Raw genomic sequence first — 24,781 nt, 5'->3', positions numbered from 1 at the left:
CGCGACGGACGCTGGTCCCGGGGGTTCCGGCGTCCCGGGAAATCGAAGGTCCGCAGTATCCGGCCGTGCAGCCGTCCCCCGCTGGAGACACGCCGGGACGGTGGGCCCGAGCCACTCGCACGGCCCACGCCCCGCGCGCTGCGCGGGCTAAGCCGTCGCACGATGGAACCATGCCGACTTCCGCCACCCTCCGCGCCGCCGCGCTGGCCGCCTCCGCCGCCGCTCTGCTGTCTCTCACAGGGTGCTCGGACGACAGCGGCGAGAACAACGACCTGAGCAAGCAGACGCTCGAATGGGAGGACTGCCCGGCCCCGTCGACCGCCGAGGGCGGGGGACCCCCGCCCTCGCCGCTCCCGGGCGGCGCCGACTGGCAGTGCTCGACCCTCCAGGTCCCGCGCGACTACGGAGTCCCGGACGGGGAGACGATCGACCTCGCCCTGATCCGGGGGCCGGCACGCGACCAGGACAGGCGCATCGGCTCTCTGATCTACAACTTCGGCGGCCCCGGCGGCTCCGGCGTGGCCACTCTGCCCAGCGCGGCGAAGGACTACGAGAGGCTCCGCGAGCGGTACGACCTGGTGAGCTTCGACCCGCGCGGCGTCGGCCGCAGCGCGGGTGTGAAGTGCCTGAACGACCAGCAGCTCGACGCGTACTACTCCCAGGACGCCACGCCCGACAACGCCACCGAGGAGAAAATCCTCGCCGACTACCGCAAGAGGTACTCGGCGGCCTGCGAGAGAAACTCCGGCGCCGTCCTCCCCTACGTCGGGACACTCAACGCCGCCCGCGACATGGACCTGATGCGTCAGGTCCTCGGCGACGACAAGCTGCACTACTTCGGCATCTCGTACGGCACCGAATTGGGCGGCGTGTACGCCCACCAGTTCCCGCAGAACGTGGGCAGGGCCGTCTTCGACGCCGTGGTCGACCCCACCAAGGACTACGAGCAGTCCTCTCTCGCCCAGGCCAGGGGATTCCAGCAGGCGCTGAACAACTTCGCCCAGGACTGCGTGGACCGCGGGGACGAGTGCCAGCTGCAGGGCAGCACCGCGGAGGAGATCGAGCAGAACATCATCAAGTTCCTCCAGCAGCTCGACAAGAAGCCGATCGCGGGCATCGGCGACCGCGAACTGACCCAGTCCGCCGCCACCAGCGGCATAGCCCAGACCCTCTACTCCACGGAGTTCTGGCCGCTGCTCGAACAAGGCCTCGACGAGGCGTACGCGGGCAACGGCCAGCTGCTGCTCGCCCTGTCGGACGCCATGAACGGCCGCAACGAGGACGGCACGTACAGCAATCTGGGCGCCGCGAATACCGCCATCAACTGCGTCGACTCCAAGGACCGTTTCACCCCCGCCCAGGCCAAGGCCGAGCTCCCCACGTTCAGTGCTGCCTCGCCCGTGTTCGGCGACTGGCTGGGCTGGGGACTGCTGGGATGCACCGACTGGCCGGTGGCCGGTGCGTGGGAGGACCCGGACGTCAGCGCGCCGGGCGCGGCTCCGATCGTGCTGATCGGCACCACCGGTGACCCGGCGACGCCGTACGAGGGCGCGCGGGCAATGGCTCAGGAGCTGGGCAAGGGCGTCGGCTTCGAGGTGACGCACCGGGGCGAGGGCCACGGCGCCTACAACAGCGGCAACAAGTGCGTGCAGGCCGTTGTGGACAACTACCTGCTCCGGGGCAGAGTCCCGGCCGCGGGGACGGTCTGCGACTGACCCCGTCCGACCAGGCCTAGGATGTCGAACATTCGTCCTGTCGTTGAGCTGGGGGTCCGTCTTGTCGAAGTTGGTACGGACGGGCGCGCTGGCCGCCGTCGCGCTGCTCATGACCGGTGCACTGACCGCCTGCGGCGACGGCCCCGAAAAGCCTTCCGACAACGGGAAGGCGGCCCGCGTGCCCTCGGCCGCCGGGAAGCCGGCCGGCACCCCGGCCCCCACCCCGAAGAGCCCGGTCCTGCCCGCCGAGCTCACCGGGCAGCGGCTGGACTGGAAGGCCTGCGAGGCACCGGTGAAGGTCCGCGGCAGCCATGCCCGGGCGCCTGGCAGCGCCTGGCAGTGCGCCACGATGAAGGCGCCGCTCGACTACACCGAGCCGGACGGTGAGACGCTCGGAATCGCCCTGATCCGGTCCCGGGCCACCGGCTCGGGCGACCGCCTCGGCTCGCTCGTACTGAACTTCGGCGGCCCCGGCGGCTCCGGCGTGGCCGCGCTGCCGGGCGCCGCCCAGGCCTTCACCAAGCTGCACTCCCGCTACGACCTGGTCAGCTTCGACCCGCGCGGGGTCGGCGACTCCTCGGCGGTGGTCTGCCAGGACGACGCGCAGGCCGAGGCCTCGTTCGCCATCGACTACACCCCCGACACCGCCGCCGAGGTGAAGACCTACCTCGACGACTCGGCCGCCTTCGGCGCGGGCTGCCTCAAGCGTTCGGGCAAGGTGCTGCCATACGTCGGCACCACCAGCGCCGCCCGGGACATGGACCTGATCCGCCAGGTACTCGGCGACCGCAGGCTCAACTACTTCGGCTTCTCGTACGGCACCGAACTGGGCGGAGTGTACGCCCACTTGTATCCGCAGCACGTCGGACGCCTCACGCTGGACGCGGTCGTCGACCCATCCGCCGACTTCGTCGGCCACTCCCGCAACCAGGCCATGGGCTTCCAGCGCGCCCTGGAGAACTACTTCCGGTCGACCGGCACCACGGCCGAGGCCGGTACCAGGCGTGTCGTGCGGCTGCTGGACCGGCTCGACAGGAATCCGCTGCCGACCGGAGGCGGCCGGCAGCTCACCCAGAGCCTCGCCATCACGGGCATCATCAAGCCGCTCTACAGCCAGGAGAGCTGGCCGCTCCTGACCGACGCCCTTCGGGAGGCCGAGAGGGGCGACGGCACGCGGCTCCTGAGGCTGGCCGACTCGTACAACAACCGTGACGACAACGGCCACTACAGCACCGGGCACCACGCCCAACGGGCCGTCTCCTGCGCCGACGCCAAGGACCGGGTGACCGCCGACGAGGTCCGGGCGCGCCACCTGGCGGACTTCACCAAGGTCTCGCCGGCCTTCGGGCCCTACCTCGCCTGGGATCTGGCCGGCTGGTGCGCTTCCTGGCCCGTCGCGGGTGAGTCCGAGACTCCCGAGGTGAACGCGCCGGGCGCGGCTCCGATCCTCGTCGTCGGCGGTACCGGCGATCCGGCCACGCCGTACGAAGGCGCGCAGCGGATGGCCGAGGAACTGGGCCGGGGCGTGGGCGTCCAGATCACCTACAAGGGCGAGGGCCATGGCGCCTACACCACGGGCAACGCCTGCATCGCCGACGCCGTGGACCCGTACTTCCTGGAGGGCAGGGTCCCGGTTTCCGGCACGACCTGCTCGTAGCCGGGCCTGCGCATGGCGTTACGAGTCTCCGGCATTGCAGCGCAGATGGAAAAAGGTGCCGGCCCGCACCACCTGGTGCGGGCCGGCACCTTTTCCGCGTACGTCAGGTACAGCCGGTCTCAGTAGATCGGCTTCTCCGGCTCGATCTGGTTGACCCAGCCGATCACGCCGCCGCCCACGTGCACCGCGTCCGCGAAGCCCGCCGACTTCAGCACCGCGAGGACCTCCGCACTGCGGACACCCGTCTTGCAATGCAGGACGATCCGCTTGTCCTGAGGAAGGTCCTGGAGGGCGGTGCCCATCAGGAACTCGTTCTTCGGGATCAGCCTGGCGCCGGGGATCGAGACGATCTCGTACTCGTTGACCTCGCGGACATCGATGATGTCGATATTCTCGCCCTCGTCGATCCACTCCTTGAGCTGCTTGGGAGTGATCGTCGCGCCGAGCGCCGCTTCCTGGGCCTCCTCGGAGACGACACCGCAGAAGGCCTCGTAGTCGATGAGCTCGGTGACGGTCGGGTTCTCGCCGCAGACCGCGCAGTCGGGGTCCTTGCGGACCTTGACCTGGCGGTACTGCATCTCCAGGGCGTCGTAGATCATCAGACGGCCGACCAGCGGCTCACCGATGCCGGCGAGCAGCTTGATGGCCTCGTTGACCTGGATGGAGCCGATGGACGCGCAGAGCACGCCCAGTACGCCGCCCTCGGCGCAGCTGGGGACCATGCCCGGCGGCGGGGGCTCCGGGTAGAGGCAGCGGTAGCAGGGGCCGTGCTCGGACCAGAAGACCGATGCCTGGCCGTCGAAGCGGTAGATCGAGCCCCACACGTACGGCTTGTTCAGCAGCACGCAGGCGTCGTTGACGAGGTAACGGGTGGCGAAGTTGTCCGTACCGTCGACGATCAGGTCGTACTGGGAGAAGATCTCCATCACGTTCTCGGCCTCGAGCCGCTCTTCGTGAAGGACCACGTTGACGTACGGGTTGATCCCCAGCACCGAGTCACGGGCGGACTCGGCCTTCGACCGGCCGATGTCAGCCTGGCTGTGGATGATCTGGCGCTGCAGATTCGACTCGTCGACCTCGTCGAACTCCACGATGCCCAGCGTGCCCACGCCCGCGGCGGCCAGGTACATCAGGGCGGGCGAGCCCAGGCCGCCCGCGCCCACGGCGAGCACCTTGGCGTTCTTCAGCCGCTTCTGCCCGTCCATCCCGACATCGGGGATGATCAGGTGGCGGGAGTACCTGCGGACCTCATCGACGGTGAGCTCAGCAGCTGGCTCGACCAGGGGTGGCAGCGACACGGGGACTCCGTAGATCGGTAAGTCAGTACGGTTGTTCTCTGCGTAACCCTGCCACGCCCTTCTTCATTCCGAGACACCCGGTCCGATCCGCGAGACGATTTCGTCCCAGTAGCCGGGCAGCGCCTCCCAGGGATCGGCGGTGCCGCCCCGGTCCGAGCGGTCGGTGAAGTAGATCGTGCCGGCACCCTGCCAACGGGCGATCCGCATGGCCTCCTCCAGATGCGTGCGCGGCACGCCGTGGACGAAGTGGCAGAACCGCTCGGGCGGGTGGTCGGCCGTCCACTCCGCCACTTGGGACCAGCGGTACTCGCTCCACGGCCCGGCGAAGGTGACCAGCTGGTCGGCGGTCTCGGCGTAGCCGGCGTACGGATGGGTTCCGTGGCCGAGCACCAGATGCCCCCCCTTCAGCAGCGAGCGCAGGGTGCTCGTGGTCCGCCGCACCTCAGGCAGGGCCGCCCGCTCCGTGGGACAGCGGTCCAGGCAGAAGCCGTCGACCTGGTACCAGTCGAGGAACCGGTGTGCGTCGGAGAGGAGCTCCCCGAAGGAGCGCGTCCCGTGCGCCATGTCGAGGTGGCCCAGGACGCGGGTCCCCGCGTTGCGCAGCTTGCCCGCGGCCTCCAGGCAGTGCGGGTCGGGCCGGGTGCCCGGCCCGTTCGCAACATTGAGCACGGCCCAGTGCAAAGGCGCACCGGGGCGGGTGAGTTCGGCCCACTCGACCGGTGCCACCAGCGGGTGGGCGTAACCCGGGATGCCGAAGCCGAGACTTCCCGCGTCGGTGGCGGAGCTCCGGGCGCCGGTCCTGGTCAGATGCGGCATGCCGCCTCCATCCAGATGTCGGCCAAGGACTCCTCGAGGTTGATCCGGGGCCGCCAGCCGAGCCGGTCCCGCGCGGTACGGACGTCGGCCTGCTGCCAACTGCCGCAACCGTCGGGGTACGGGTACGGCGGCGGGGCGCCGAGCTGTTCCGCGGAGGGTTCGGAGCGCGGGGCGCCGATGGATGCCCCGAGGCCGCCGGGGCGTCCGGTGGGGGGCCCTCCGGCGTATCCGGAGGGAGAGTCGAGTTCGTGCAGGGCGCCGCCGTAGCCGGCGACCCTGGCCAGTACGGCGGCCGCGTCCCGCAGCCGTACGGCACGACCCGTGCCGATGTTGACCACACCCTGGGCGGCGGAGAGCGAAGCGGCGTGCACGGCGCGGGCGACATCCCGTACGTCCACGAAGTCGCGCTGCACCCCCAGACCGCTGAGCTTGAGTTCCCCGTCGCCGGACTGCATCGCGCGGCGCATGGCCTCGGCAAGGCGGCCCAGCGGTGAGCCGGCCGGCGTGCCGGGGCCGACCGGCGAGAAGACGCGCAGGACGACCGCGTCGAGACCGGAGCCGAGGACCAGCTCGGTCGCGGCGAGCTTGCTCACGCCGTACGGCCCGCCGGGGCGGGGTACCGCGTCCTCGGCGGTGGACGAGCCGGGCTGGCTGGGCCCGTACTCGGCGGCGCAGCCGAGCTGCACCAGGCGCGCCGCGCAGCCGCTGCGGCGCAGCGATTCGCAGACGGTGGCGACGGCGACGGTGTTGTGCCGGGTGAGCTCGCGTGCCCCGCCGCGGGTGGCGCCGGAACAGTTGATCACGACTCCGGGGTGTACGGCGTCCAGGAAGCGGGTCAGCGCACCGGGACTGCCGGTGGCGAGGTCGAACCGGACGTCGGCGTCATCACCCCGGCCCAGCGCGGTGAGCTGGACGGCCGGGTCGGCGAGCAACCTGTCGGCGACATAGCGGCCGAGGTATCCGTTGGCTCCGAGCAGCAGCACCCTCATCGTGCGGCCCCTTGGTGCCGACGGGCCGGTGCGGGTGGTTGGGCGGTCATCTCAGTTTCTCCTTCTGGTGTTGCGATGGGGGGTGCTGGGGGCCGCGGCGTCGGCTCCGCGGCGTTCGGACGGGACCGTCCGGGTCTGTGTCTCAGCCCGTACGGGCCGGGGAGTGCGCGGAGGCCCGGGACAGGGCCACCGTGGCGTGGACCAGCAGTGCCACGGCCGCGGTGGCGCAGATGGCCGCGGGGACGGAGGCCGGGCCCCAGGCCCGCTGGGCGGCCTCGACCGGTCCGGCGAGGAAGCCGCAACCGGGCAGCCGTCCGGCGAGGACGCTGGTGAGTGCCGCGGCCTCGGCGGCGCAGGCCGCGCCGAGTCCGGTCGCGGCGGCATCGGGAAAGCCGTGGACGGTGAGCAGGCGGGCGAGGAACAGCAGCGCGCCGAGCGCGGCCGGCGCGAGCAGTGCCCCCTCACCGAACGCGAGCCGGGAGAGCAGCAGCAGAGCGGTGAGGCCGCAGAGGAAGAGCGCGAACACGCCCAGCAGCAGCGGCCGTACGACTCCCGCGAACTCCTCCAGCGCGCGGCTGGTGGTCAGCCGCCTGCGCGCCTGCAGGCCGAACAGCCCCGCGCACCACGCGGCAGGCGCTACGGCCAGTGCCAGGCCGGCCACCGGGGCCGGCGAGACGCGCCAGTGCCCGCCGGACCCGCCCGACCCGTCGCCGACGTAGTAGGTCAGCAGTCCGTCCCCGAACAACGCGTAGGCGAGGAGCAAGCCCACCCACAGGCGCGCGGCAGGCACCGTGCGCCCCTCGGCACGCAGCGGCCCGCGCCGCAGACACAGTCGCAGCGCGACGGCGAGTGCCAGCGCGCCGGCAGCCCCGGCCGCAACGCGTGCCTGCCCGTCGGTTGCCTGCACCGCGGCCACGGCGAGGACGCACGTGGCGCCCGGCAGGAGCGCGAGGGCGCTCCACGCCCCGCGGCCGGGGGGCTCGGGGGCGCGCTCCGGCGCGTCGGCGCGCGGTACCCGGGCGTACAGCTCGTCGGCGAGCGAGAACACGTCCCGGTGCCGGAAACGTGCGGCGGTGCGGTCGGTGACGCCGTGCGCTTCGAGCCCGGCGGCGATCTCCAGGGGGTCGACGGCCCGCTCGCACAGTTCCCGGTGCCGGTGCATGAGCGCCTTGACGGGGTCGGCGGGGCCGCGCCGGACGGCGCTCTTGCGCGCCGGCCCGTCGGCGCCCAGCCTTTCGGCCGGACTCGGTTGCGGGGCCGACCGCGCGCTGGACGCGCTGGTCGCGGGCTGCTCCTCGGAGCGGCTGTCCCGGCTACCGGGGCCGGCCGGCATTCTCGGTGTGTCCGTGCTCATCGGCCGGCCTCCGCGGACGTCGTGCCCACGCCGACGGGCCGGTCCGCCCAGCTCGGCGCGCCGCCGGTCCAGCGCCCGGGAAAGCGGGCCTCCGGGGGACGGGCGAAGGGCAGGGGTTCGCCGTCGTGGCCCACCGCCTCGCGCCGCACCGGACAGTGCGAGATCAGCTCCAGGTAAATGCTGCGAAATGCCGCGATGTTCTGCTCGACGGTGAACAGTTCGAGCGCCCGCGCCCGCGCCGCCGCGCCCAGCCGTTCCCGGCGCTCCGGGTCCCGCAGCAGCGCGAGGCACGTGTCCGCGAGTGCGCGCGGGTTGCGCGGCGGGACCACCAGTCCGGTACCGCCGATGACTTCGCACACCGCGCCCACGTCGGTCGACACCGTGGCGCGTCCGCAGAACATCGCTTCGACCAGGCTGAGCGGGAAGCCCTCCACCACGCTGGAGAGGACCACCACGCTCCCCGCCGCATAGGCGTCGGCCGGTTCCGGGGTCTCCGGGCCACCGATCCCCTCGAAGGAGACGGGGTTGTCCCCCATGGTCAGAGCGTCAGCCGCCTCGTCGGGGAAGAGCTGTGCGGCCAGCGCCCGGCAGTGCGCGAGGTAGGTGGCCCCCTCCGGTCCCCGGGCGGGCGCCCCGAAGATACGGAGCCGGGCCGCCGGCTCCTCCTTGCGTACTTCGGCGAAGGCGTGCAGCAGCGCGATGAGGTCCTTGGCCGGCTCGATCCGCCCGACCCAGACGAGGGTGTGCGGGTCGCCACGGTCCTCGCCCTCTCCCACCGCGGTGAAGCGCTCCTCCTCCATGCCGGGATACACCGTGCGCAGCTTGGCGCGGTCCGCGCCGCAGCGCTCCTGCCAGCGGCGGGCGTGCGTGTTGCCGGGAGTGATGAGGGCGGCCTGCCGGTACACCTCGGACGCCAGCTTGCCGTGGAAGGCGGCGAGCAGGGCGCGCACCGGCACGCTCAGGCGTCCGTCCGCGCGGTCGAGATAGTGCGCGCGCAGATGTACGCCGTACTCGGTGACCAGCAGCGGGACCCCGAAGAAGCGTTTGGCCAACAGCCCGGGCAGGGCCGCGGTGCCGCCGGACGTGGCGTGGCAGAGGTCGACTCCACCGAGTCCGCCGTCGGCCTGCTCGAACCAGTCGAGCGACAGCGGACGAAGAGCACGCTCCAACTGGTCGACGAAGACGAGGAAGTCGGGCACCTGGGCGGCCTGCACGGCGCGGCTCGCGCCGGGAGCACGACACGCCGACTCCAGGGCGCGTACGGCGACCTCGGAGCGCAGTGCGGCGTACAGCCCCCCCTCGTCGCGGGCGAGTTCGGCGAGCCCGTAGAGGCCGGCGGCGAACCGCTCCGGCGCGTCCGGGTCGTCCCCCGCGCAGATGGCCGCGACAAGCTGCTTGAAGTGCAGTGCGAAGCGGCGCCGTTCGCGCCGGCCGTAGGTTCGCCCGTCGTCCTCGGGCGTCCACAGGGGTGCGGTACGCACGCGCTGCACCTGGTGGGGCAGCTGCACCCAGCCCTGCTCCTCCTGGTGAGCGCTGCGGCTCAGCGCGTAGATCTCGAACTCGTGGTGCGCGAGCCCGCGCACGAGCCGGTCGCACCAGAGTCTCGCTTCACCCGTCGCATACGGATAACCACCTTCCGTGAGCAGTCCGATCCGCACGAGTGCACCCCCGATCTCCCGTATGGGCGGCCGCCGTTGGTCGGGCGACTCGCCGCGGGAAGAACGTAAGCGGATATGCCGGTGGCGCGATGGACGGTTGTCCATCGCGCCACCGGAAGGGGTGAAGACTCGTAACTTTCACATCCCCGTAGCGTTCCGTCGCGCTACAGGGGTTTTTCGTCACTCAGCGTCAGGCTGAGGCCAACTGGTCAACTGCCGGGATGCACCCACGGGTTGGGCTTGCACTTGAACCCGTCGACGTCCAGCGACTTGGTCTGCTGCTGCATGATCGGCGCGAGTGCGCCGGGTGTCTTGCAGTTCACGTGTCCGTGGCCCAGGCGGTGCCCGACCTCGTGATTGATCAGCATCTGGCGGTAGGCCAGCATCTGGCTGGGGCCGTAGGTGTCGGCTCCCTGCGCCCACCGGAACGCGTTGATCATGACGCGGTCGGTGGAGGCCGAATCGCAGGACACGTTGTCGACCGTCGTGTCGAGACCCGACTTCGCGCACCAGACGCCCGTGGTTCCCGGACTGGCCAGAGTGATGACGAACTCGGCTTCGCCGGAGGACACGCGCTCGAAGGTCATGCCCCCGTTGTGCGCCCAACTGCGGTCGTCGTTGAGGGTCTTCTGCACCGCTTCGGCGAAGAGCGCGCCGTCGAGCAGGAGCCCCTTCTCGACATCGACGCGATAGCGGATGCGTTGGCCCCTGCCGGGGGCCCTGTCGAAGCCGGGCACCGCCTCGAAGTCGCCGGAGGCCTTCAGCTGAGGGTCGATCGGATACTGCTTCGCCATCTTCTGCGCGAACGTCGCCGGCTGGGCGGGGGGAGCCTCCGGCGCTAGGGGCGGCGCGGGCCGTTGGTCCGAGCGCGAGGCCGAGTCGGCGGCCCCCCGGTCGCCCGCCGTCCCGGAGGCCTGCGTGCCGGCCGGCTTCTCGCCGCCGTCGGCGACCTGTCCCGCCACCACGACCGCGAGCACCGTGGTCACAGCGGCGGCCGCGATGCCGGTGAAGGTCCGCCCCCGGCCGCCCTTGGCCGAGTGCCCCGGCTCTTCGGACTCCTCGGTGTCTCCGGCGGCTGCCGGCTGTTCCGGCATCTGCGTCACCCGCCGGTGCGCCCCGGTGGAGAAGACCTCGTCCTCGAACGCCTCGATGTCCCCGCTCCGCGGGCCGGGGACGAACGGACGGGTCGCCTGCGCGACCCGTCCATGCGGTCCCCCGTGCGCGGGAGTGCCGTGCGCCGGAGTGCCGTAATCGGGGCTGCCGTACGGGAGACCGGACTGTGCCGGAGTCCCGTACATGGGGGTGCCGTGCGCCGGAGTCCCGTACGCGGGAGCGCCGTGCGCCGGAGTCCCGTAGGCCTGTGCGGCGGTCTGCGGATTCGCCCGCGGGGTGCCCCGCCAGTCGCCGTACACCCCGGCGGCCTGCGCCGACGGGCCGGGCGCTCCGCCCTGGGAACCGCCGACAGTGCCCCAGCCGCCGCCCGCTTCACGCGTTTCGGGGTGACCGCCGCGTACGGGCGGTCCCGCCGCCATGGGGCCGCGCGGCTGGCTTCCGTACCCCTGATGAGCGACCGGCGGCTCGTCGCGCCCGCGTCCGCCCGCGCCGGACGCCGGCCGCGCGGCACCACTCGCCCGGTTGGGTCCCTTCGCCCCGGTCGTTACGAACGGAATCCCCGACGTGTCGGTGAGCGAGGTACTGGCCCCTTTGGGTGCGGGGCCCTTGCGGCTGTGTCGTCCCACGCGTCCCGTCAGCTCCTGCCGCTGTCTTCGAGCAGTTCCCGGAAGGCCTTGGCGACGGTCTCCGGGTACTCCATCATCGCCACATGCCCGGCGTCGGGCAGCGTCAGCAGCCGGGAGTCGCGGTAGGCCGCGGACGCCCTGCGCGCCATCCGGAACGAGACCAGAAGATCCCGTCCGCCGTAGATCAAGAGCGTCGGCGCGAGCACTCGCTCCGCCTGCCGCCACAGCCCGTGTTGCCCACCCAGTGTGTAGGCGTCCACGATGCCACGCGACGACCGGGTCATCGCATCCCAGAAGTACGGCAGCGCCATCCGCCGTTCCATCTCTTCCACCGCGTTTCGGAAGCCCTCGGGAGTGACCTGCGTCGGGTCGCCGTAACAGAGTGCCAGAACTCCGCGGGTACGCTGCTCCGCCGTCCAGTCCCGGGTGAGCTTGCCGAACAGTGTTGCGATGCCGGGCACCGCGAGCAGCGCTGTCGGTACCGCCTGGCGCTGCACCCTGAGCTCCGGGAGGGCGGGCGAGACGAGGGTGAGCGTGCGGACCAGATCCGGCCGGACGGCGGCGACGCGGGTGGTCACCGCGCCGCCCATCGAGTTGCCGAGGAGGTGCACCGGCCCGCGTCCGGTCGAGTCGAGATAACGGATGACCGCCCGGGCGTGTCCCGTGAGCGAGTAGTTCCCGTCGTCCGGCGGCGGCGAGTCGCCGAAACCGGGCAGATCGAGCGCTTCGCCGTCGACGACGTCCTCGAGCAGCGGCATCAGCGCCGACCAGTTCTGCGAGGATCCGCCGAGTCCGTGGACGTACAGCGCGGGCGGAAGTCCGGTGGCGGCCGCGGGCCGGGACCGTACGGTCAGGGTCAGCCCCGGCAGGGCGACGGAGCGCAGCCGCTCCCCCTCGGCCACTCGCACGGCGCTGACCTGGGGCGCTACCGCGGTGGCGGCGAGAACTCCCGGCGGCTCGGTCGAAGACATGCGGCAATGTTACGAGACGATCACGCGGTGGATCGTGTGTTCGCCATCACAGATCGCGTAGCGCCTCGTTTCGTACTCTCCTACGCTCGGTACTGGAGGGCGCCCGCCCAGACCCCCTGCTTCCTGAGAGAGAAGGGGATGCAACATGACCGTCGACCCCAGCGATCCGGATACCTTCGAAGAGATCCTCGAGGAAGTCCTGCAGGAAGCGACTCGCGACGACGAGGCGCCCGAGGCGGACGCGGCCGAGCAGCACACGGAGGTGGTCCAGAACCGCGACGACACCGTGTCGGATCGGGACCTCGTCGAGGCGAACGAAGCGGACGCCGCGGAACAGGCCCGAGTCGTCGAGCTCGGCGAGGACGATTACCGGTGAGTTGAGATGTCCGAGGGCCGAGAAAACTCGACCCGGACCCCCCATTGGCGGTTACTCAAAAGTACGATGGCGGGCGCGGCGCACACCGCACACTGAACACGGTGTTTGTTCCAAGAAAGTGGGAGGCGGCGTGACAGCCATCGAGCAGACAGAGGCGGCGCGCCCGCGGGGCACGCGCCTGCCGCGCCGAGCCCGACGCAATCAGCTCCTGGGCGCGGCCCAGGAAGTTTTCGTCGCACAGGGGTACCACGCTGCCGCGATGGACGACATCGCCGAGCGGGCCGGGGTCAGCAAGCCGGTCCTCTACCAGCACTTCCCCGGAAAGCTCGACCTGTACCTGGCCCTGCTGGACCAGCACTGCGAGTCGTTGCTCCAGGCAGTCCGTACCGCGCTCGCCTCGACCAGCGACAACAAGCTGCGTGTCACGGCGACCATGGACGCGTACTTCGCCTACGTGGAGGACGAGGGCGGCGCGTTCCGCCTGGTCTTCGAGTCCGACCTGACGAACGAGCCCGCGGTGCGCGAGCGCGTCGACCGGGTCTCGCTCCAGTGTGCCGAGGCGATCTCCGACGTCATCGCCGAGGACACCGGGCTGTCCAAGGAGGAATCGATGCTGCTGGCCGTGGGCCTGGGCGGCGTCTCCCAGGTGGTGGCTCGTTACTGGCTCTCCAGCGAGAGCGCCATCCCGCGTGACATGGCGGTGCAACTGCTGACCTCGCTGGCCTGGCGCGGCATCGCCGGCTTCCCGCTGCACGGCACGGAGCAGAACGCCTGATCCGCTTGTTCGCTGCGAGCGTTCAGGGGCGCGGCATACCGGTCCACTCACCGGGCTAATGTGTCCGAGTACGGCGCGGCACATCGCGCGACCCCAGACCGTCGGAGGGACTTAGCCGTGGAGGTCAAGATCGGCGTGCAGCACGCACCCCGGGAGATCGTTCTGGAGAGCGGGCAGTCCGCCGAGGAGGTCGAGAGCGCAGTGGCCGACGCGCTGGCCGGCAAGGCGAAGCTGCTCAGCCTGACGGACGACAAGGGCCGCAGGGTCCTGGTGCCCGCCGAACGGCTGGCATACGTGGAAATCGGCGAGCCGACGACCCGCAAGGTCGGCTTCGGCCCGCTGTAGCACACAACTGACAGCAACGGCCCGGTGGTTGCTCCACCGGGCCGTTTGTGTACTCCCCGGCCGCCGGGGAGGGTTGTTTTCCGTGCGCTTCGGGTAGGACCGCCTACGACCGATTTGCCCTTTGCCGTGCGGGAGGAACTTCATGCTTTGGGAAGCGCTCGGCTCAGCTCTGCTCGGCTTCGCCCTGTCCTGGGCGGCCGTCCGGCGCCTGCCCGACCGACTCCCGGCATCGCGCCTGGTTCTGGTCACCGGCCCGCTCGGGGCGCTGTTCGGCGCCTACCTCACCCACTTCGCGCTCGGCTCCGGCCATATCGCCGCGACGCTGGGCGGCGCTGTCCTGGTTGCGGCAGTGGTGCTGTCGCTGCTGATCCGGCCGACCGGCCGCACCCCTTTTTCGGTCCCCTCGGGCGGATAGTCCGGAGCAGCCCGGGGAAGCGGAGAAACCCGGGCGACCGGAGGAACCCGAACAGGGAGACGGCGGCACGGAAGCGGACCGGCGGCAGGACGGGGGCTAGACAGGGCTGGGCCGGGTCTAGGTCGGTCTGGGTCCGCAGGAGTTCCCCGGTCAGGCAGCGAGGCCCAGTGCCGCCATCCGCTTGGTGTGGGCCTCGGTGATCCGCGAGAACATCCGGCCCACCTCCGCCAGGTCGAAGCCGTCCGCCACACCGCCCACCAGCATGGTCGACAGCGCGTCACGGTCGGCGACCACGCGCTGCGCCTGCGAGAGCGCCTCGCCCATCAGCCGGCGCGCCCACAGCGCGAGCCGGCCACCGACCCGCGGGTCGGCCTCGATCGCGGCGCGCACCTTCTCCACGGCGAAGTTCCCGTGACCCGTGTCGTCGAGCACGCCGAGCACGAGGGAGCGGGTGTCGGAGTCCAGCCGGGCCGCGACCTCGCGGTAGAAGTCGCTGGCGATCGAGTCCCCGACGTACGCCTTGACCAGGCCCTCCAGCCAGTCCGACGGCGCGGTCTGGCGGTGGAACCCGTCCAGTGCCGCGGCGAAGGGCTCCATCGCGGCGGTCGGCTCCGCGTCGATGGCCGTCAGGCGGTCCCGCAGCTGCTCGAAGTGGTGGAACTCGGCGGAAGCCATCTTCGCCAGTTCCGCCTTGTCGTCCAGCGTCGGCGCCAGCTTCGCGTCCTCGGCGAGCCGCTCGAACGCCGCCAGCTCGCCGTACGCCAGCGCGCCCAGTAGGTCCACGACCGCAGCACGGTACTGGGGCTGCGCGGCAGAAGCCTGCTCCCAGTCCTGGGCGGCGATTCCGGTGAGTTCTTCGGCTGCGTGTCCGTCAGTGGCGTTGTCAGGCGTCTCCATGGAGCGCACAATAGCCCGCTCGCCGCACGGCGGAAGGGCCTGGTCAGTCACTCCGGCAACAGAGTCCCGGGAAATTCCCCCAACACAGATGCGCGAATCCGGGGTACAGTGGTAATGCGCCTGCCGAAGAATCGGCGGGCGATCTGAATGAGGATGCCCGGTCGGTGGCCCGATCGGCTCCACCCGACCGCCCTCCGCGCGGATCGTACGCACCGTACGACCGCAAGATGAGGGGCCCCCTCAGCGGCACGAGCGCTCGAGCGACGGCAGTGGTCCCGCGCCATCCGGCCCTATTCATGGCCGGACGTACACCCGGCACGGTACGACCCCCATCGCCGCCTCGCGTCGCGTCTCACAGAAGAGGCAGCACCCTGACTACGTTCCGAGACCTCGGGATTCTTCCCGAGACCGCCGAAGCCCTCGAGGCAGTAGGCATCACCTCCCCCTTTCCCATCCAGGAGATGACTCTCCCCGTCGCACTCTCCGGCTCCGATGTCATCGGACAGGCCAAGACCGGAACGGGCAAGACGCTCGGTTTCGGTCTTCCGCTGCTGGAGCGCGTCACCGTCCCCGCGGACGTCGAGGCGGGCCGGGCCAAGCCCGAGCAGCTGACCGACGCGCCGCAGGCGCTCGTCGTCGTCCCCACCCGCGAGCTGTGCCAGCAGGTCACAAACGACCTGCTGACGGCCGGCAAGGTCCGTAACGTCCGCGTGCTCGCCATATACGGCGGCCGGGCCTACGAGCCGCAGGTCGAGGCGCTCAAGAAGGGCGTCGACGTGATCGTCGGCACCCCGGGCCGCCTGCTGGACCTCGCGGGCCAGAAGAAGCTCAGCCTGGCGCACGTCAAGGCGCTCGTCCTCGACGAGGCCGACGAGATGCTCGACCTGGGCTTCCTGCCCGACGTCGAGAGGATCATCAACCTGCTGCCGGCCAAGCGTCAGACCATGCTGTTCTCGGCGACCATGCCGGGCGCGGTCATCGGCCTGGCCCGCCGGTACATGTCGCAGCCCACGCACATCCGCGCCACCGCGCCGGACGACGAGGGCGCGACCGTAGCGAACATCACGCAGCACGTTTTCCGCGCCCACTCCATGGACAAGCCGGAGATGGTCTCGCGCATCCTGCAAGCCGACGGCCGCGGGCTCGCGATGATCTTCTGCCGTACGAAGCGGACGGCCGCGGACATCGCCGAGCAGCTGGAGCGACGCGGCTTCGCGTCCGGCGCGGTCCACGGCGACCTTGGACAGGGCGCCCGTGAGCAGGCGCTGCGTGCCTTCCGCAACGGCAAGGTGGACGTCCTCGTCTGCACCGACGTCGCGGCTCGCGGTATCGATGTCGAGGGCGTCACGCATGTGATCAACTACCAGACGCCCGAGGACGAGAAGACGTACCTCCACCGTGTCGGCCGCACCGGCCGCGCGGGCGCCAAGGGCATCGCGATCACCCTGGTCGACTGGGACGACATCCCGCGCTGGCAGCTGATCAACAAGGCGCTGGACCTGCCGTTCAACGACCCGGAGGAGACGTACTCCACGTCTGAGCACCTCTACGAGCTCCTGAACATCCCCGCCGGCACCAAGGGGATCCTGCCGCGTGCGGAGCGGACTCGTGCCGGTCTGCGCGCGGAGGAGGTCGAGGACCTCGGCGAGACGGGCGGCCGCGGCCGCAAGTCCGCCGCGTCGGCCCCGGTCGCCACGGAGGAGCGCCCCGCGCGCACCCGCACCCCGCGCCAGCGCCGCCGCACCCGCAGCGGTGCGGAGCTGGACGGAGACAGCACGGCCCCCGTCACCGAGGCCGCGACCACGACCGTGGTCGTGGCCGAGACCGAGGAGCCGCGCGCCCCGCGCCGCCGCCGTCGCACCCGGGTGAACGGAACCGCCGAGGCCGTCGCCGTCGCCACGGAGGAGGCCCCGGCGAAGCCGAGGCGCCGCCGGACGCGAGCGGCCGAGGCGCCGGCTGCCGAGGCCGTTTCCGCCACGGAGGCCGCCGAGCCCAAGCCCCGCCGCCGTCGCACCCGCAGCACCACCGCGGAAGCCACGCCGGAGAGCTGACACTTGCCGTTGGCCCGGACCCCTAAAAGGGTCCGGGCCATCGGCGTTCCCGGCCCCGGAGCATGCGGCCCGCGCCACAGCCGTACCCGTACCGCCGCGCTGTCCCGCACCGCTAGCGTGGGCGCATGAGCAAGCCGCCCAGCCTTACGCTGCCCGACTGCGCCCGCGCGTACCGACTCCGGACCGGGCGCGGCGACTTCGCCGTGCACGAGGCACGCCCGGACACCGAGCCACGCGGCACCGCGCTGCTGGTGCCCGGGTTCACCGGGAGCAAGGAGGACTTCATCGGGCTGCTCGAACCGCTTGCCGCCGCCGGCTTCAGGACCATCGCCGTCGACGGGCGAGGCCAGCACGAGAGCGGCGGTCCGCGCGACGAACTCGCCTATGATCAGGCGGAGTTGGCAGAGGACGTACTCGCCCAGACGGCAGCTCTCGGTAACGGTCCCGTGCACCTGCTGGGGCACTCACTCGGCGGACTCATCACCCGCGCCGCCACCCTGCGCGCCCCGGCGCGGTTCGCTTCGCTCACTCTCATGAGCTCCGGCCCGGCGGCCATCTCCGAGTCACAGCAGGCCCGCACGAAGCTGCTGATCGACGCCCTCACCGTGCTGGACATGGAGGGGGTCTGGCGGGCGATCCAGGAGCACGACCGCGAGGACGCCGCCGACGCGACCACACCGCCCGCCGTACGGGAGTTCCTTCACCGGCGCTTCGTCAGCAACGTCCCGGAACAGCTGATCGTCACCGGCAGGCAGTTGATCGACGAGCCCGACCGGGTGGACCAGCTGGCCGCGGCGACGCCCGCGCTCCCCAAGCACGTGCTGTCGGGCGCGGTGGACTACGCCTGGCCGGTGCCCCTGATGGACGACATGGCCGTACGCCTGGACGCACAGCGCACCGTGATCGACGGCACAGAGCACTCCCCCAACGCCGAGCGCCCCGCGGCGACGGCAGCCGCCCTGGCGGACTTCTGGTCGCAGCACGACGGGCACCCCGGGACCGGGCGCACTCAGAACTGAGCCTGCAGGTGCTGCCAGAAGCCGTCCCTCAGGGCCCGCCTCAGATCCGCGTGGCCACGCAGTGAGTACTGGAGCAGCGCCTCCGCCTCTATGAGGAGTTCCTGGTCGACCGATCCGGGCAGGTAGGGATGTCCGGGCAGCAGGTCCACCAGCGAATCGCGCCCGCGTGATCCGACCCAGGTCGCGGCGATCTGCGCGCCGACGAAGCGCACGTCCTCGCGCGACGGCCGTGGCAGGCCCTCGGTCTCGGGCTCGTACGCGACGGCCGTGCGCCGCGTCACGTACGGCTTGCAGAAGTCGAGGTCGAACGTGCGCTGGCTGTCGACCTCCCACAGCAGCGGCTCGGCCTGGTTGCGGCCCTCGGACGCCTCGATGCCCCACAGGTGGACGCGCGCACCGTACCCCTGTGCCGCCTCGACCGCCGAGACGAGATCCTCGTCACCGCCCACGAGCGCGGCGTCGCTGATGGCACGGTGCCGGGCGAGTGATTCCAGATCCGTCCGGATCAGCGAGTCGACGCCCTTTTGCTGGTTGTTGGCGTTGAGGTTGCCGAGCCGCACTTTGACGTCGGGCAGCTCGGCTATGGACTGCTGCTCAGCGGTGTGGATGCGGCGCCGGGCGCCGTCGTACCAGTACACCCGCAGGAGCCGGCTGTCCGCGAAGATCGTGCGCGCCTTGTCGATAAAGGCCTCGATGAGCCCCTCGGCGTCGAGGTCGAAGGATCTGCGGTCCTCGGTGCCGGCCACCAGCCGTCCGGCGGCCGCGTAGACGTATCCGGCGTCGACGAAGATCGCGTGCGTGGAGGGGGTCTTCGCCACCTCCGCAAGCATCCGCTGGAGGAGTTCGTTGGTGCGCTCGAGCCGAGCGCTGATCTCGTCGCTCATACCGGCTCCATTGTCCGGGTGGTCACGCAGCGAACACAACCCGTCCCGCTACCGGCCAGTAGTTAGACAGGTTAAAAATTTCCTTAGCGTAGGGAATGTTTGTAGGGGGCACCCCGTTGAGAGGGATGGAAGGTGCGGACCACGCACCCACCAACAGTTCTCCAGCAGGAGGATCAGACGAAGGGAGAAGCCTGTGCGCTTCGAAATCATGCGCCTCGACGACATCGACGGCACCGCCGTGGACAGCACCGTCGTGGACGCCGCCTCCGTCAACCGGATGGTGCAGCAGGCCGCCGCAATCGGCCAGCGCATCTACATCCGGCCGGCCGACTCCTCGGCCTCATAATGCCTGACAAGCTTGTGTGACAGCGTGACAGCGCCCCCGTACACGATGTACGGGGGCGCTTCGGTGTTCATGGGGCAGTTCACGGCCAGTTCACGCGCCCTGGATCACCTGGGTGACGCCGTTGATGATCTGCTGCACCGCGATTGCGGAGAGCATCATGCCGGCGAGCCGGGTCACCAGCACCACACCGCCGTCCTTGATCACACGGATGATCACGAGCGAGTAGCGCATGGTCAGCCACAGCACGATGTGCATGGCCACGATCGCCGCCCAGACGGAGAGCTGCCCGCCGATGCCGTCCGCCTTCTGCACGGCGAGAATCACCGACACGATCGCGCCGGGGCCGGCCAGCAGCGGCATGCCCAGCGGAACGAGCGCGACATTGACGTCCTTGGTCTGGGTCGGCTCGTCGGTCTTGCCGGTCAGCAGGTCGAGCGCGATCAGGAGGAGCAGCAGACCGCCCGCGATCATCAGCGCGGGCACGGACACATGCAGGTAGTCGAGGATCTGCTGTCCACAGATGCCGAAGACGGTGATGACGCCGAACGCGACGGCCACCGCCTGCCAGGCCATCCTGCGCTGCACCTTGGCAGGCCGCCCGGAGGTCAGGGCGAGGAAGATCGGGGTAATCCCCGGGGGGTCCATAATCACGAAAAGCGTGAGAAAGAGGGATCCGAAAACGGCAACGTCGAACACAGTAATGGCCTTGCGGGGAGAGGGGGTCGAGCAGAACGGGCCTACGCGCGGGGGCGTCCACCCGTGCCGGGCACCGGAAACGCGCCGGTCGCGCGGCGCGTGATCTCACCGTAGATCTCGGGGTCGGTGGTGTACTCCCCGAGCCGGCAGGTCTTGCGGGTGCCGTGGTAGTCGCTGGAGCCGGTGGGCAGCAGGCCCAGCTCGGCGGCGAGGACGCGTAGCCTGGCTCGCGAGGGTGCGTCGTGGTCCATGTGGTCGACCTCGATGCCGTCGAGGCCGGCCGAGGCAAGCTCGGCTATCACGCTCTCCGGTACGACCTGGCCCCGCTTGACGGCGAGGGGGTGCGCGAAGACGGTGACCCCACCTGCCGCCTTGACCAGGCGGATCGCCTCGAAGGGGTCGAGCTCGTGCTTCTCGGCGTACGCGCGTCCGCCGTTGGCCAGCCACTGCGGTGTGAAGGCGTCCGAGACGGTCGGCACCACTCCCAGGTCGACCAGGGCGGTGGCGATGTGCGGCCGCCCGACCGAACCGTCGCCCGCGATCCGGGCGACCTGGTCCCACGTGACCGGCACGCCGAGCTCCTGGAGTTTGCCCACCATCGTCCGGGCCCGGGGCACCCTGTCGTCCCGTACCAGCTCGCGTTCGCGCGCGAGTTCCGGCTCGGCCGGGTCGAAGAGGTACGCGAGCATGTGCAACCCCACGCCGTCGACACGGCAGGACAGCTCGGCGCCCGTGACGAGGGTGAGCCCTTCGGGGGTGGCGGCGATCGCTTCCGCGTGACCGCCGACGGTGTCGTGGTCGGTCAGCGCGACGACGTCGAGCCCGGCGGCGGCCGCGTGACGGACCAGCTCGGCCGGGGTGTCCGTACCGTCCGAAGCCGTGGAGTGGGTGTGCAGGTCGATGCGCACAGCACAGGCTCCAGGGGTTCGACGCGGACCGGGGGACACTCCAGGATAACCGCGCTCCGGCGCCCCTCCGTCACCGCGGACCCGTCGTGACGGGGGCGTCGGGGGGCAGCGTCGTCAGGACAGGATGCGCGGCGACAGCGCTCCGCACGGCAGCAGGTCCACCTCGGCCCCGGCGTCGCGCAGGTCCGTGAGCACCAGCTCGTCGTACAGCAGCAGCCCCGACTGCTCGGGCCAGACGATCGCCCACACCCACAGCCCGCGCGCCTCTCCCGCGAAGACCGCCCGGTCCTCGGGGGTGCCGGTGACATGCCAGAGGGGGGTGGGGCGGCCTGCCGCGACGACCTTGGCGTCCGGTGGTTTGTCGACGCTCAGGTACTCACCGGGGTCCGGGCCGTCGATGCCGGCGTACCGAGCGCCGAGCCCGACTCCGAGCTCCTCGGCCACGAGCAGCAGCTCGCCCATGCCCCCGAGCGGGCCGGGGCCCGAGCAGGCGACGGCGGTGGCGCGCCCGCCGCTGCGGTCGTCACCCGCGCACGCGACTCCGGTGAACAGCCAGCCGACGGGCAGCGGCCACGGCATCCACACCGGCACCCTGGCCCGGTGCACCACCACGCCGAGAGCCTCGACACTGGGCGGAAGCACGGGCTGTAACGGGTGGACGTTGCCATGGACAGCGCACTGCCAGGAGTCGGCAAAGAGACCGGGCGCCCTGACCCGGCCACCGCACTTCGGGCAACTGGGTTCGCCCCTCATAGGGCACCACGGTCCTCCCCGGCCGACGCCGCGTCAAGGACGATCACCCGTCCGGAGGCGACTCCAGTTCGCATTCGGTGCTCATCGCCGTTCCCTCGTTCGAATCAGTCGAGCGGTACGGACGTACGCAGCGGGTCCCGCAGGTCCGTTCCGCGTGCGAGCCACCGCTCCTGAAGAGCGCCGGCCCCGTGCACCCGCTTCCACGCCGCCTCGTTCGCCGTCATCGGCAGCAATGGCAGAAAGCGCACCGGCTCCATCGGCTCGTCCAGGTCGAGGTCCTCGACCAGTCCGCCCGGCTCGGCCACCAGTACGGAGCTGAACGGGGCGGCCGGCCACAGCGGTTCACCGACGTCCAGTGAGGCGCCGGGCGCCACCACCACGCCCTCGACCTGAGGGGACGCGGCGAGAACAGCGAGGGTGCGAAGCACCTTGTCCGTGTCGGCGCGGCCGGCACGTACGGACAGCACCAACTCGGCTCGCGGACCGCGGACCGGGTCGGCGAGCGCCGCTGTGGGGTCCGTCATGGGGTGCGCGGACATGCCGAGGGTCGCGTAGCGCACCACGTCGCCGTCGACGAAGCGCAGTACCTCGATGCGGTCGGTACCGAGAAAGGTCACCGCCGCGCGCGCGTCCGGTTCGCCCAGCGTCGTACGCAGCCGGGCCTCGACCAGAGCAAGAACATCTCCCATGCCCCGAGCATAGAAGCAGTATCGAAACTGCCGGACCATCAGAGAAAGCGGTCTTGACCATCTGTCGGCTGATAGTGTTGGCCGCTGGTCGGGGCAGCACGCTGAAGCGTTGCTTTCCAGCCCCGGAATGATGTCGTCCCTCACGGGGGACCGGCCGGAGGAGGTGGGGCTGCGGTGGATCGAAGTCGACCGTGCAGTAGTAGCCGCTCTTCCGCAGGAGACCGTTCTCCCGCGATCTGAAGCCTCCCGTACCCAGTCAGCGACGACTGAAAACCGTACGGGACTCATGGCACATCGCACGACGGAAGAGCACTTCGTTTTGCCTGATCCGTGTCTGTAGCGAACGCCGTCACCACGACCGTGCGGTGCCGCCCGCTTTGCTGACGTACCGGCTGCGCCGCCGTACGTCTCCATTCCGGGCAGTGCCGGCGTCGCCCGACGGCCCCTCCGCGAAGGAGCCAGCCATGTCGATGATCCGTGACCTGCGCGCAGCCGTCCGTCCGTCGCTGCGCAAGGGCAGCGCCTCGTACAGCGGGTACGACGCCACCCGCGACCCGTCCGCGACCAGCGCGGTCGTCGACTGCGCGGTGTACCGCGACGGCTGCCGGGTGAAAGGGGACTCCTGCCGCACACCGCACGAGGCGATGCTCCAGGTGCGCGAGCGGGGAGGTTTTGCCTGGATCGGTCTGCACGAGCCGACGGAAGCCGAATTCGCCGGTATCGCTGCGGAGTTCGGGCTGCACCCGCTGGCCGTGGAGGACGCGGTCCACGCACACCAGCGGCCCAAGCTGGAGCGGTACGACGACACTCTCTTCACCGTCTTCAAGACCATCCACTATGTCGAGCACGCCGAACTCACCGCCACGAGCGAGGTGGTGGAGACCGGCGAGGTGATGTGCTTCACCGGCCGGGATTTCGTTATCACGGTGCGGCACGGTGGCCAGGGCTCGCTGCGCGCGCTGCGGCACCGGCTGCAGGAGGACCCCGAGCTGCTCGCCAAGGGGCCCTCCGCGGTGCTGCACTCCATCGCCGACCATGTCGTCGACGGTTACATCGCGGTGGCGGCAGCCGTTCAGGACGACATCGAAGAGGTCGAGAGCGATGTCTTCGCCCCGCCCGCGAAGGGCAGCCCGCGCGGCACCGACGCCGGCCGGATCTACCAGCTCAAGCGCGAGGTGCTGGAGTTCAAGCGGGCCGTCTCGCCGCTGCTGCGGCCGATGCAGCTGCTCAGCGAGCGGCCGATGCGGCTGGTCGACCCCGACATCCAGAAGTACTTCCGTGACGTGGCCGACCACCTCGCCAGGGTGCAGGAGCAGGTCGTCGGTTTCGACGAACTGCTGAACTCCATCCTCCAGGCGAACCTGGCGCAGGCGACCGTCGCGCAGAACGAGGACATGCGCAAGATCACCTCCTGGGCGGCCATCATCGCCGTACCCACCATGATCTGCGGTGTGTACGGCATGAACTTCAAGCACATGCCCGAGCTGGAGTGGCGGTTGGGCTACCCGATGGTGATGGCCGCGATCGTCGGCATCTGCTTCACGATCCACCGCGCGCTGCGCCGGAACGGCTGGCTCTGATCACCAGGGCGAGACCGGCCAGGATCACCAGCAGCGCCGGCCAGGCGGCCACGGGCGGCACCTGTCCCAGCCAGAGTGCGGCGATCAGGGCCGCGCCGGGCGTCTCCAGCAGGATCGCGGTCGAAGTGACGGACGGGCCGATGGTGCTGACGACGCGATTGAGCAGCGAGTGGCCGATCAGCTGGGCGGCGACGGTCAGCGCGGCGAGCTGGGCCCAGGTCGTCGCGCTGTAGCCCCCGAGTTCTGCGCCCGAGACGAGGCAGGCGGCGAGCAGCACGAGGGCGGTCGTCGAGTAACAGACCAGGGTGTACGAGGTGGTGCTCACCGTGCGCCGCACTTCCGCGCCGAGCAGGACGTACCCGGCGGCCGCGATACCGCCGCCGAGTGCGAGCGCGTCGCCCGCGAGCGCGCGGGGGGACAGCGTGAGGTCGACGCCGGTCAGGATGACCACTCCGAGGAAGGCCACGGCCGTACCGGCCCAGACGAGCCCCGGTGACCGGTGGCCGCGCATCCGCATCAGCAGTGTCGTCCAGATCGGCGTGGTGGTGCACAGCGCGGTGGAGGAGGCGACGGAGGTCATCCGCAGACTCGGCAGCCAGAGAGCGAAGTGCAGCGCGAGCATGAGGCCGGCGGCGACGGCGAGCAGTGTGGCCCGGCCCCCCATGCCGCGCAGCTCGGCCCGGTGCCGGACCAGCGCGACAGGTGCCAGCACGCCCACCGCCATCGCGTTGCGCCAGAAGGCGATCGCGAGGGCGGGCGCGGCGGTGGCCGCGATGAGCGGCGCCGAGAGCGACACCCCTGCGAGGGCGACGGCGAGCAGCACGAAATCCATGCGGGGCGCGGCGGGTAT

General features: G+C 70.9%; 24 protein-coding genes. 10 read left to right on the top strand and 14 right to left on the bottom strand.

The annotated features are described in order from the left end of the window. Window positions 1-170 precede the first annotated feature (170 nt). Both AB0M62_RS12625 and AB0M62_RS12620 read left to right on the top strand, forming a co-directional pair. Window positions 171-1,715, top strand: a complete 1,545-nt coding sequence (locus AB0M62_RS12625) for an alpha/beta hydrolase (protein ID WP_366074147.1) — start codon at window positions 171-173, stop codon at window positions 1,713-1,715. A gap of 109 nt (window positions 1,716-1,824) precedes the next feature. Continuing rightward, the gene (locus AB0M62_RS12620) at window positions 1,825-3,372 is read left to right on the top strand and encodes an alpha/beta hydrolase (RefSeq protein WP_366074233.1); all 1,548 of its coding nucleotides are present in this window, start codon (window positions 1,825-1,827) and stop codon (window positions 3,370-3,372) included. 119 nt (window positions 3,373-3,491) lie between these two features. Here AB0M62_RS12620 and moeZ read toward each other — a convergent pair whose 3' ends face one another. From moeZ to AB0M62_RS12585, 7 genes are all read right to left on the bottom strand, one after another. Then, the gene (moeZ, locus tag AB0M62_RS12615) at window positions 3,492-4,670 is read right to left on the bottom strand and encodes an adenylyltransferase/sulfurtransferase MoeZ (protein WP_366074146.1); all 1,179 of its coding nucleotides are present in this window, start codon (window positions 4,668-4,670) and stop codon (window positions 3,492-3,494) included. A gap of 63 nt (window positions 4,671-4,733) precedes the next feature. Then, window positions 4,734-5,486 carry a spherulation-specific family 4 protein gene (locus AB0M62_RS12610; protein ID WP_366074145.1) on the bottom strand — a complete coding sequence of 251 codons (753 nt, stop codon included), beginning with the start codon at window positions 5,484-5,486 and terminating at the stop codon, window positions 4,734-4,736. Next, the gene (locus AB0M62_RS12605) at window positions 5,474-6,475 is read right to left on the bottom strand and encodes an NAD-dependent epimerase/dehydratase (RefSeq protein WP_366074144.1); all 1,002 of its coding nucleotides are present in this window, start codon (window positions 6,473-6,475) and stop codon (window positions 5,474-5,476) included. The genes AB0M62_RS12610 and AB0M62_RS12605 overlap by 13 nt, the downstream gene beginning before the upstream one ends. Before the next feature lie 142 nt (window positions 6,476-6,617). Continuing rightward, window positions 6,618-7,829, bottom strand: coding sequence for a hypothetical protein (locus tag AB0M62_RS12600; protein ID WP_366074143.1), 1,212 nt, complete (start codon window positions 7,827-7,829; stop codon window positions 6,618-6,620). Then, entirely contained in the window at window positions 7,826-9,487 is a 1,662-nt protein-coding gene (gene pelF / locus AB0M62_RS12595; protein ID WP_366074142.1) for a GT4 family glycosyltransferase PelF, read from the bottom strand. The genes AB0M62_RS12600 and pelF overlap by 4 nt, the downstream gene beginning before the upstream one ends. A 209-nt stretch (window positions 9,488-9,696) precedes the next feature. Further along, a complete protein-coding gene (locus AB0M62_RS12590) occupies window positions 9,697-11,226 on the bottom strand; it encodes a DUF3152 domain-containing protein (RefSeq protein WP_366074141.1) in 1,530 nt (509 codons plus the stop codon). Between the two features lie 8 nt (window positions 11,227-11,234). After that, window positions 11,235-12,197, bottom strand: a complete 963-nt coding sequence (locus AB0M62_RS12585) for an alpha/beta hydrolase (RefSeq protein ID WP_366074140.1) — start codon at window positions 12,195-12,197, stop codon at window positions 11,235-11,237. A 145-nt stretch (window positions 12,198-12,342) separates the two neighbouring features. On the opposite strand from AB0M62_RS12585, the gene AB0M62_RS12580 reads away from it, so the two are divergent. The 4 genes from AB0M62_RS12580 to AB0M62_RS12565 all read left to right on the top strand — a co-directional run bounded on the left by AB0M62_RS12580 (window position 12,343) and on the right by AB0M62_RS12565 (window position 14,108). Beyond that, window positions 12,343-12,573 carry a hypothetical protein gene (locus AB0M62_RS12580; protein ID WP_366074139.1) on the top strand — a complete coding sequence of 77 codons (231 nt, stop codon included), beginning with the start codon at window positions 12,343-12,345 and terminating at the stop codon, window positions 12,571-12,573. Window positions 12,574-12,703: 130 nt separating this feature from the next. Further along, window positions 12,704-13,348 (top strand): TetR/AcrR family transcriptional regulator, encoded by a 645-nt coding sequence (locus AB0M62_RS12575; RefSeq protein ID WP_366074138.1) that lies wholly within the window; start codon window positions 12,704-12,706, stop codon window positions 13,346-13,348. A gap of 117 nt (window positions 13,349-13,465) precedes the next feature. Beyond that, window positions 13,466-13,693 carry a DUF3107 domain-containing protein gene (locus AB0M62_RS12570; protein WP_366074137.1) on the top strand — a complete coding sequence of 76 codons (228 nt, stop codon included), beginning with the start codon at window positions 13,466-13,468 and terminating at the stop codon, window positions 13,691-13,693. Window positions 13,694-13,835: 142 nt separating this feature from the next. After that, entirely contained in the window at window positions 13,836-14,108 is a 273-nt protein-coding gene (locus AB0M62_RS12565) for a hypothetical protein (RefSeq protein WP_366074136.1), read from the top strand. Between the two features lie 150 nt (window positions 14,109-14,258). Here AB0M62_RS12565 and AB0M62_RS12560 read toward each other — a convergent pair whose 3' ends face one another. Next, complete coding sequence (locus tag AB0M62_RS12560; protein ID WP_366074135.1) at window positions 14,259-15,005, bottom strand: ferritin-like fold-containing protein; 747 nt, start codon at window positions 15,003-15,005, stop codon at window positions 14,259-14,261. A gap of 296 nt (window positions 15,006-15,301) precedes the next feature. On the opposite strand from AB0M62_RS12560, the gene AB0M62_RS12555 reads away from it, so the two are divergent. Further along, window positions 15,302-17,056, top strand: a complete 1,755-nt coding sequence (locus tag AB0M62_RS12555) for a DEAD/DEAH box helicase (RefSeq protein ID WP_366074134.1) — start codon at window positions 15,302-15,304, stop codon at window positions 17,054-17,056. A 125-nt stretch (window positions 17,057-17,181) separates the two neighbouring features. Continuing rightward, window positions 17,182-18,075, top strand: coding sequence for an alpha/beta hydrolase (locus tag AB0M62_RS12550; RefSeq protein ID WP_366074133.1), 894 nt, complete (start codon window positions 17,182-17,184; stop codon window positions 18,073-18,075). Here AB0M62_RS12550 and AB0M62_RS12545 read toward each other — a convergent pair. Then, window positions 18,066-18,959 carry an NYN domain-containing protein gene (locus AB0M62_RS12545; protein WP_366074132.1) on the bottom strand — a complete coding sequence of 298 codons (894 nt, stop codon included), beginning with the start codon at window positions 18,957-18,959 and terminating at the stop codon, window positions 18,066-18,068. The two genes, AB0M62_RS12550 and AB0M62_RS12545, sit on opposite strands and share 10 nt — an antisense overlap. 193 nt (window positions 18,960-19,152) lie before the next feature. Here AB0M62_RS12545 and AB0M62_RS12540 point away from each other — a divergent pair, with 193 nt between their 5' ends. After that, window positions 19,153-19,305 (top strand): hypothetical protein, encoded by a 153-nt coding sequence (locus AB0M62_RS12540; protein ID WP_366074131.1) that lies wholly within the window; start codon window positions 19,153-19,155, stop codon window positions 19,303-19,305. 90 nt (window positions 19,306-19,395) lie between these two features. On the opposite strand, the gene AB0M62_RS12535 is transcribed toward AB0M62_RS12540, so the two are convergent. The 4 genes from AB0M62_RS12535 to AB0M62_RS12520 all read right to left on the bottom strand — a co-directional run bounded on the left by AB0M62_RS12535 (window position 19,396) and on the right by AB0M62_RS12520 (window position 22,351). Continuing rightward, window positions 19,396-20,001: a MarC family protein gene (locus AB0M62_RS12535; RefSeq protein ID WP_366074130.1), complete on the bottom strand. Its 606-nt coding sequence runs from the start codon at window positions 19,999-20,001 to the stop codon at window positions 19,396-19,398. A 41-nt stretch (window positions 20,002-20,042) separates the two neighbouring features. Continuing rightward, window positions 20,043-20,909, bottom strand: a complete 867-nt coding sequence (locus AB0M62_RS12530) for a PHP domain-containing protein (RefSeq protein ID WP_366074129.1) — start codon at window positions 20,907-20,909, stop codon at window positions 20,043-20,045. A 114-nt stretch (window positions 20,910-21,023) separates the two neighbouring features. Then, window positions 21,024-21,662, bottom strand: coding sequence for a DUF6758 family protein (locus AB0M62_RS12525; protein ID WP_366074128.1), 639 nt, complete (start codon window positions 21,660-21,662; stop codon window positions 21,024-21,026). A 104-nt stretch (window positions 21,663-21,766) separates the two neighbouring features. Beyond that, window positions 21,767-22,351 carry a suppressor of fused domain protein gene (locus AB0M62_RS12520; RefSeq protein WP_366074127.1) on the bottom strand — a complete coding sequence of 195 codons (585 nt, stop codon included), beginning with the start codon at window positions 22,349-22,351 and terminating at the stop codon, window positions 21,767-21,769. 464 nt (window positions 22,352-22,815) lie between these two features. On the opposite strand from AB0M62_RS12520, the gene AB0M62_RS12515 reads away from it, so the two are divergent. Beyond that, window positions 22,816-23,931 (top strand): magnesium and cobalt transport protein CorA, encoded by a 1,116-nt coding sequence (locus AB0M62_RS12515; RefSeq protein WP_366074126.1) that lies wholly within the window; start codon window positions 22,816-22,818, stop codon window positions 23,929-23,931. Here AB0M62_RS12515 and AB0M62_RS12510 read toward each other — a convergent pair. Continuing rightward, window positions 23,891-24,763, bottom strand: a complete 873-nt coding sequence (locus AB0M62_RS12510) for a DMT family transporter (RefSeq protein WP_366074125.1) — start codon at window positions 24,761-24,763, stop codon at window positions 23,891-23,893. The two genes, AB0M62_RS12515 and AB0M62_RS12510, sit on opposite strands and share 41 nt — an antisense overlap. Between the last annotated feature and the right edge of the window lie 18 nt (window positions 24,764-24,781).

This window comes from Streptomyces sp. NPDC051219 (assembly GCF_040682335.1).
Lineage (GTDB): Bacteria > Actinomycetota > Actinomycetes > Streptomycetales > Streptomycetaceae > Streptomyces.
The sequence above is the reverse complement of the archived record's forward strand: the minus strand, read 5'-3'. Positions and strand labels throughout refer to the sequence as shown.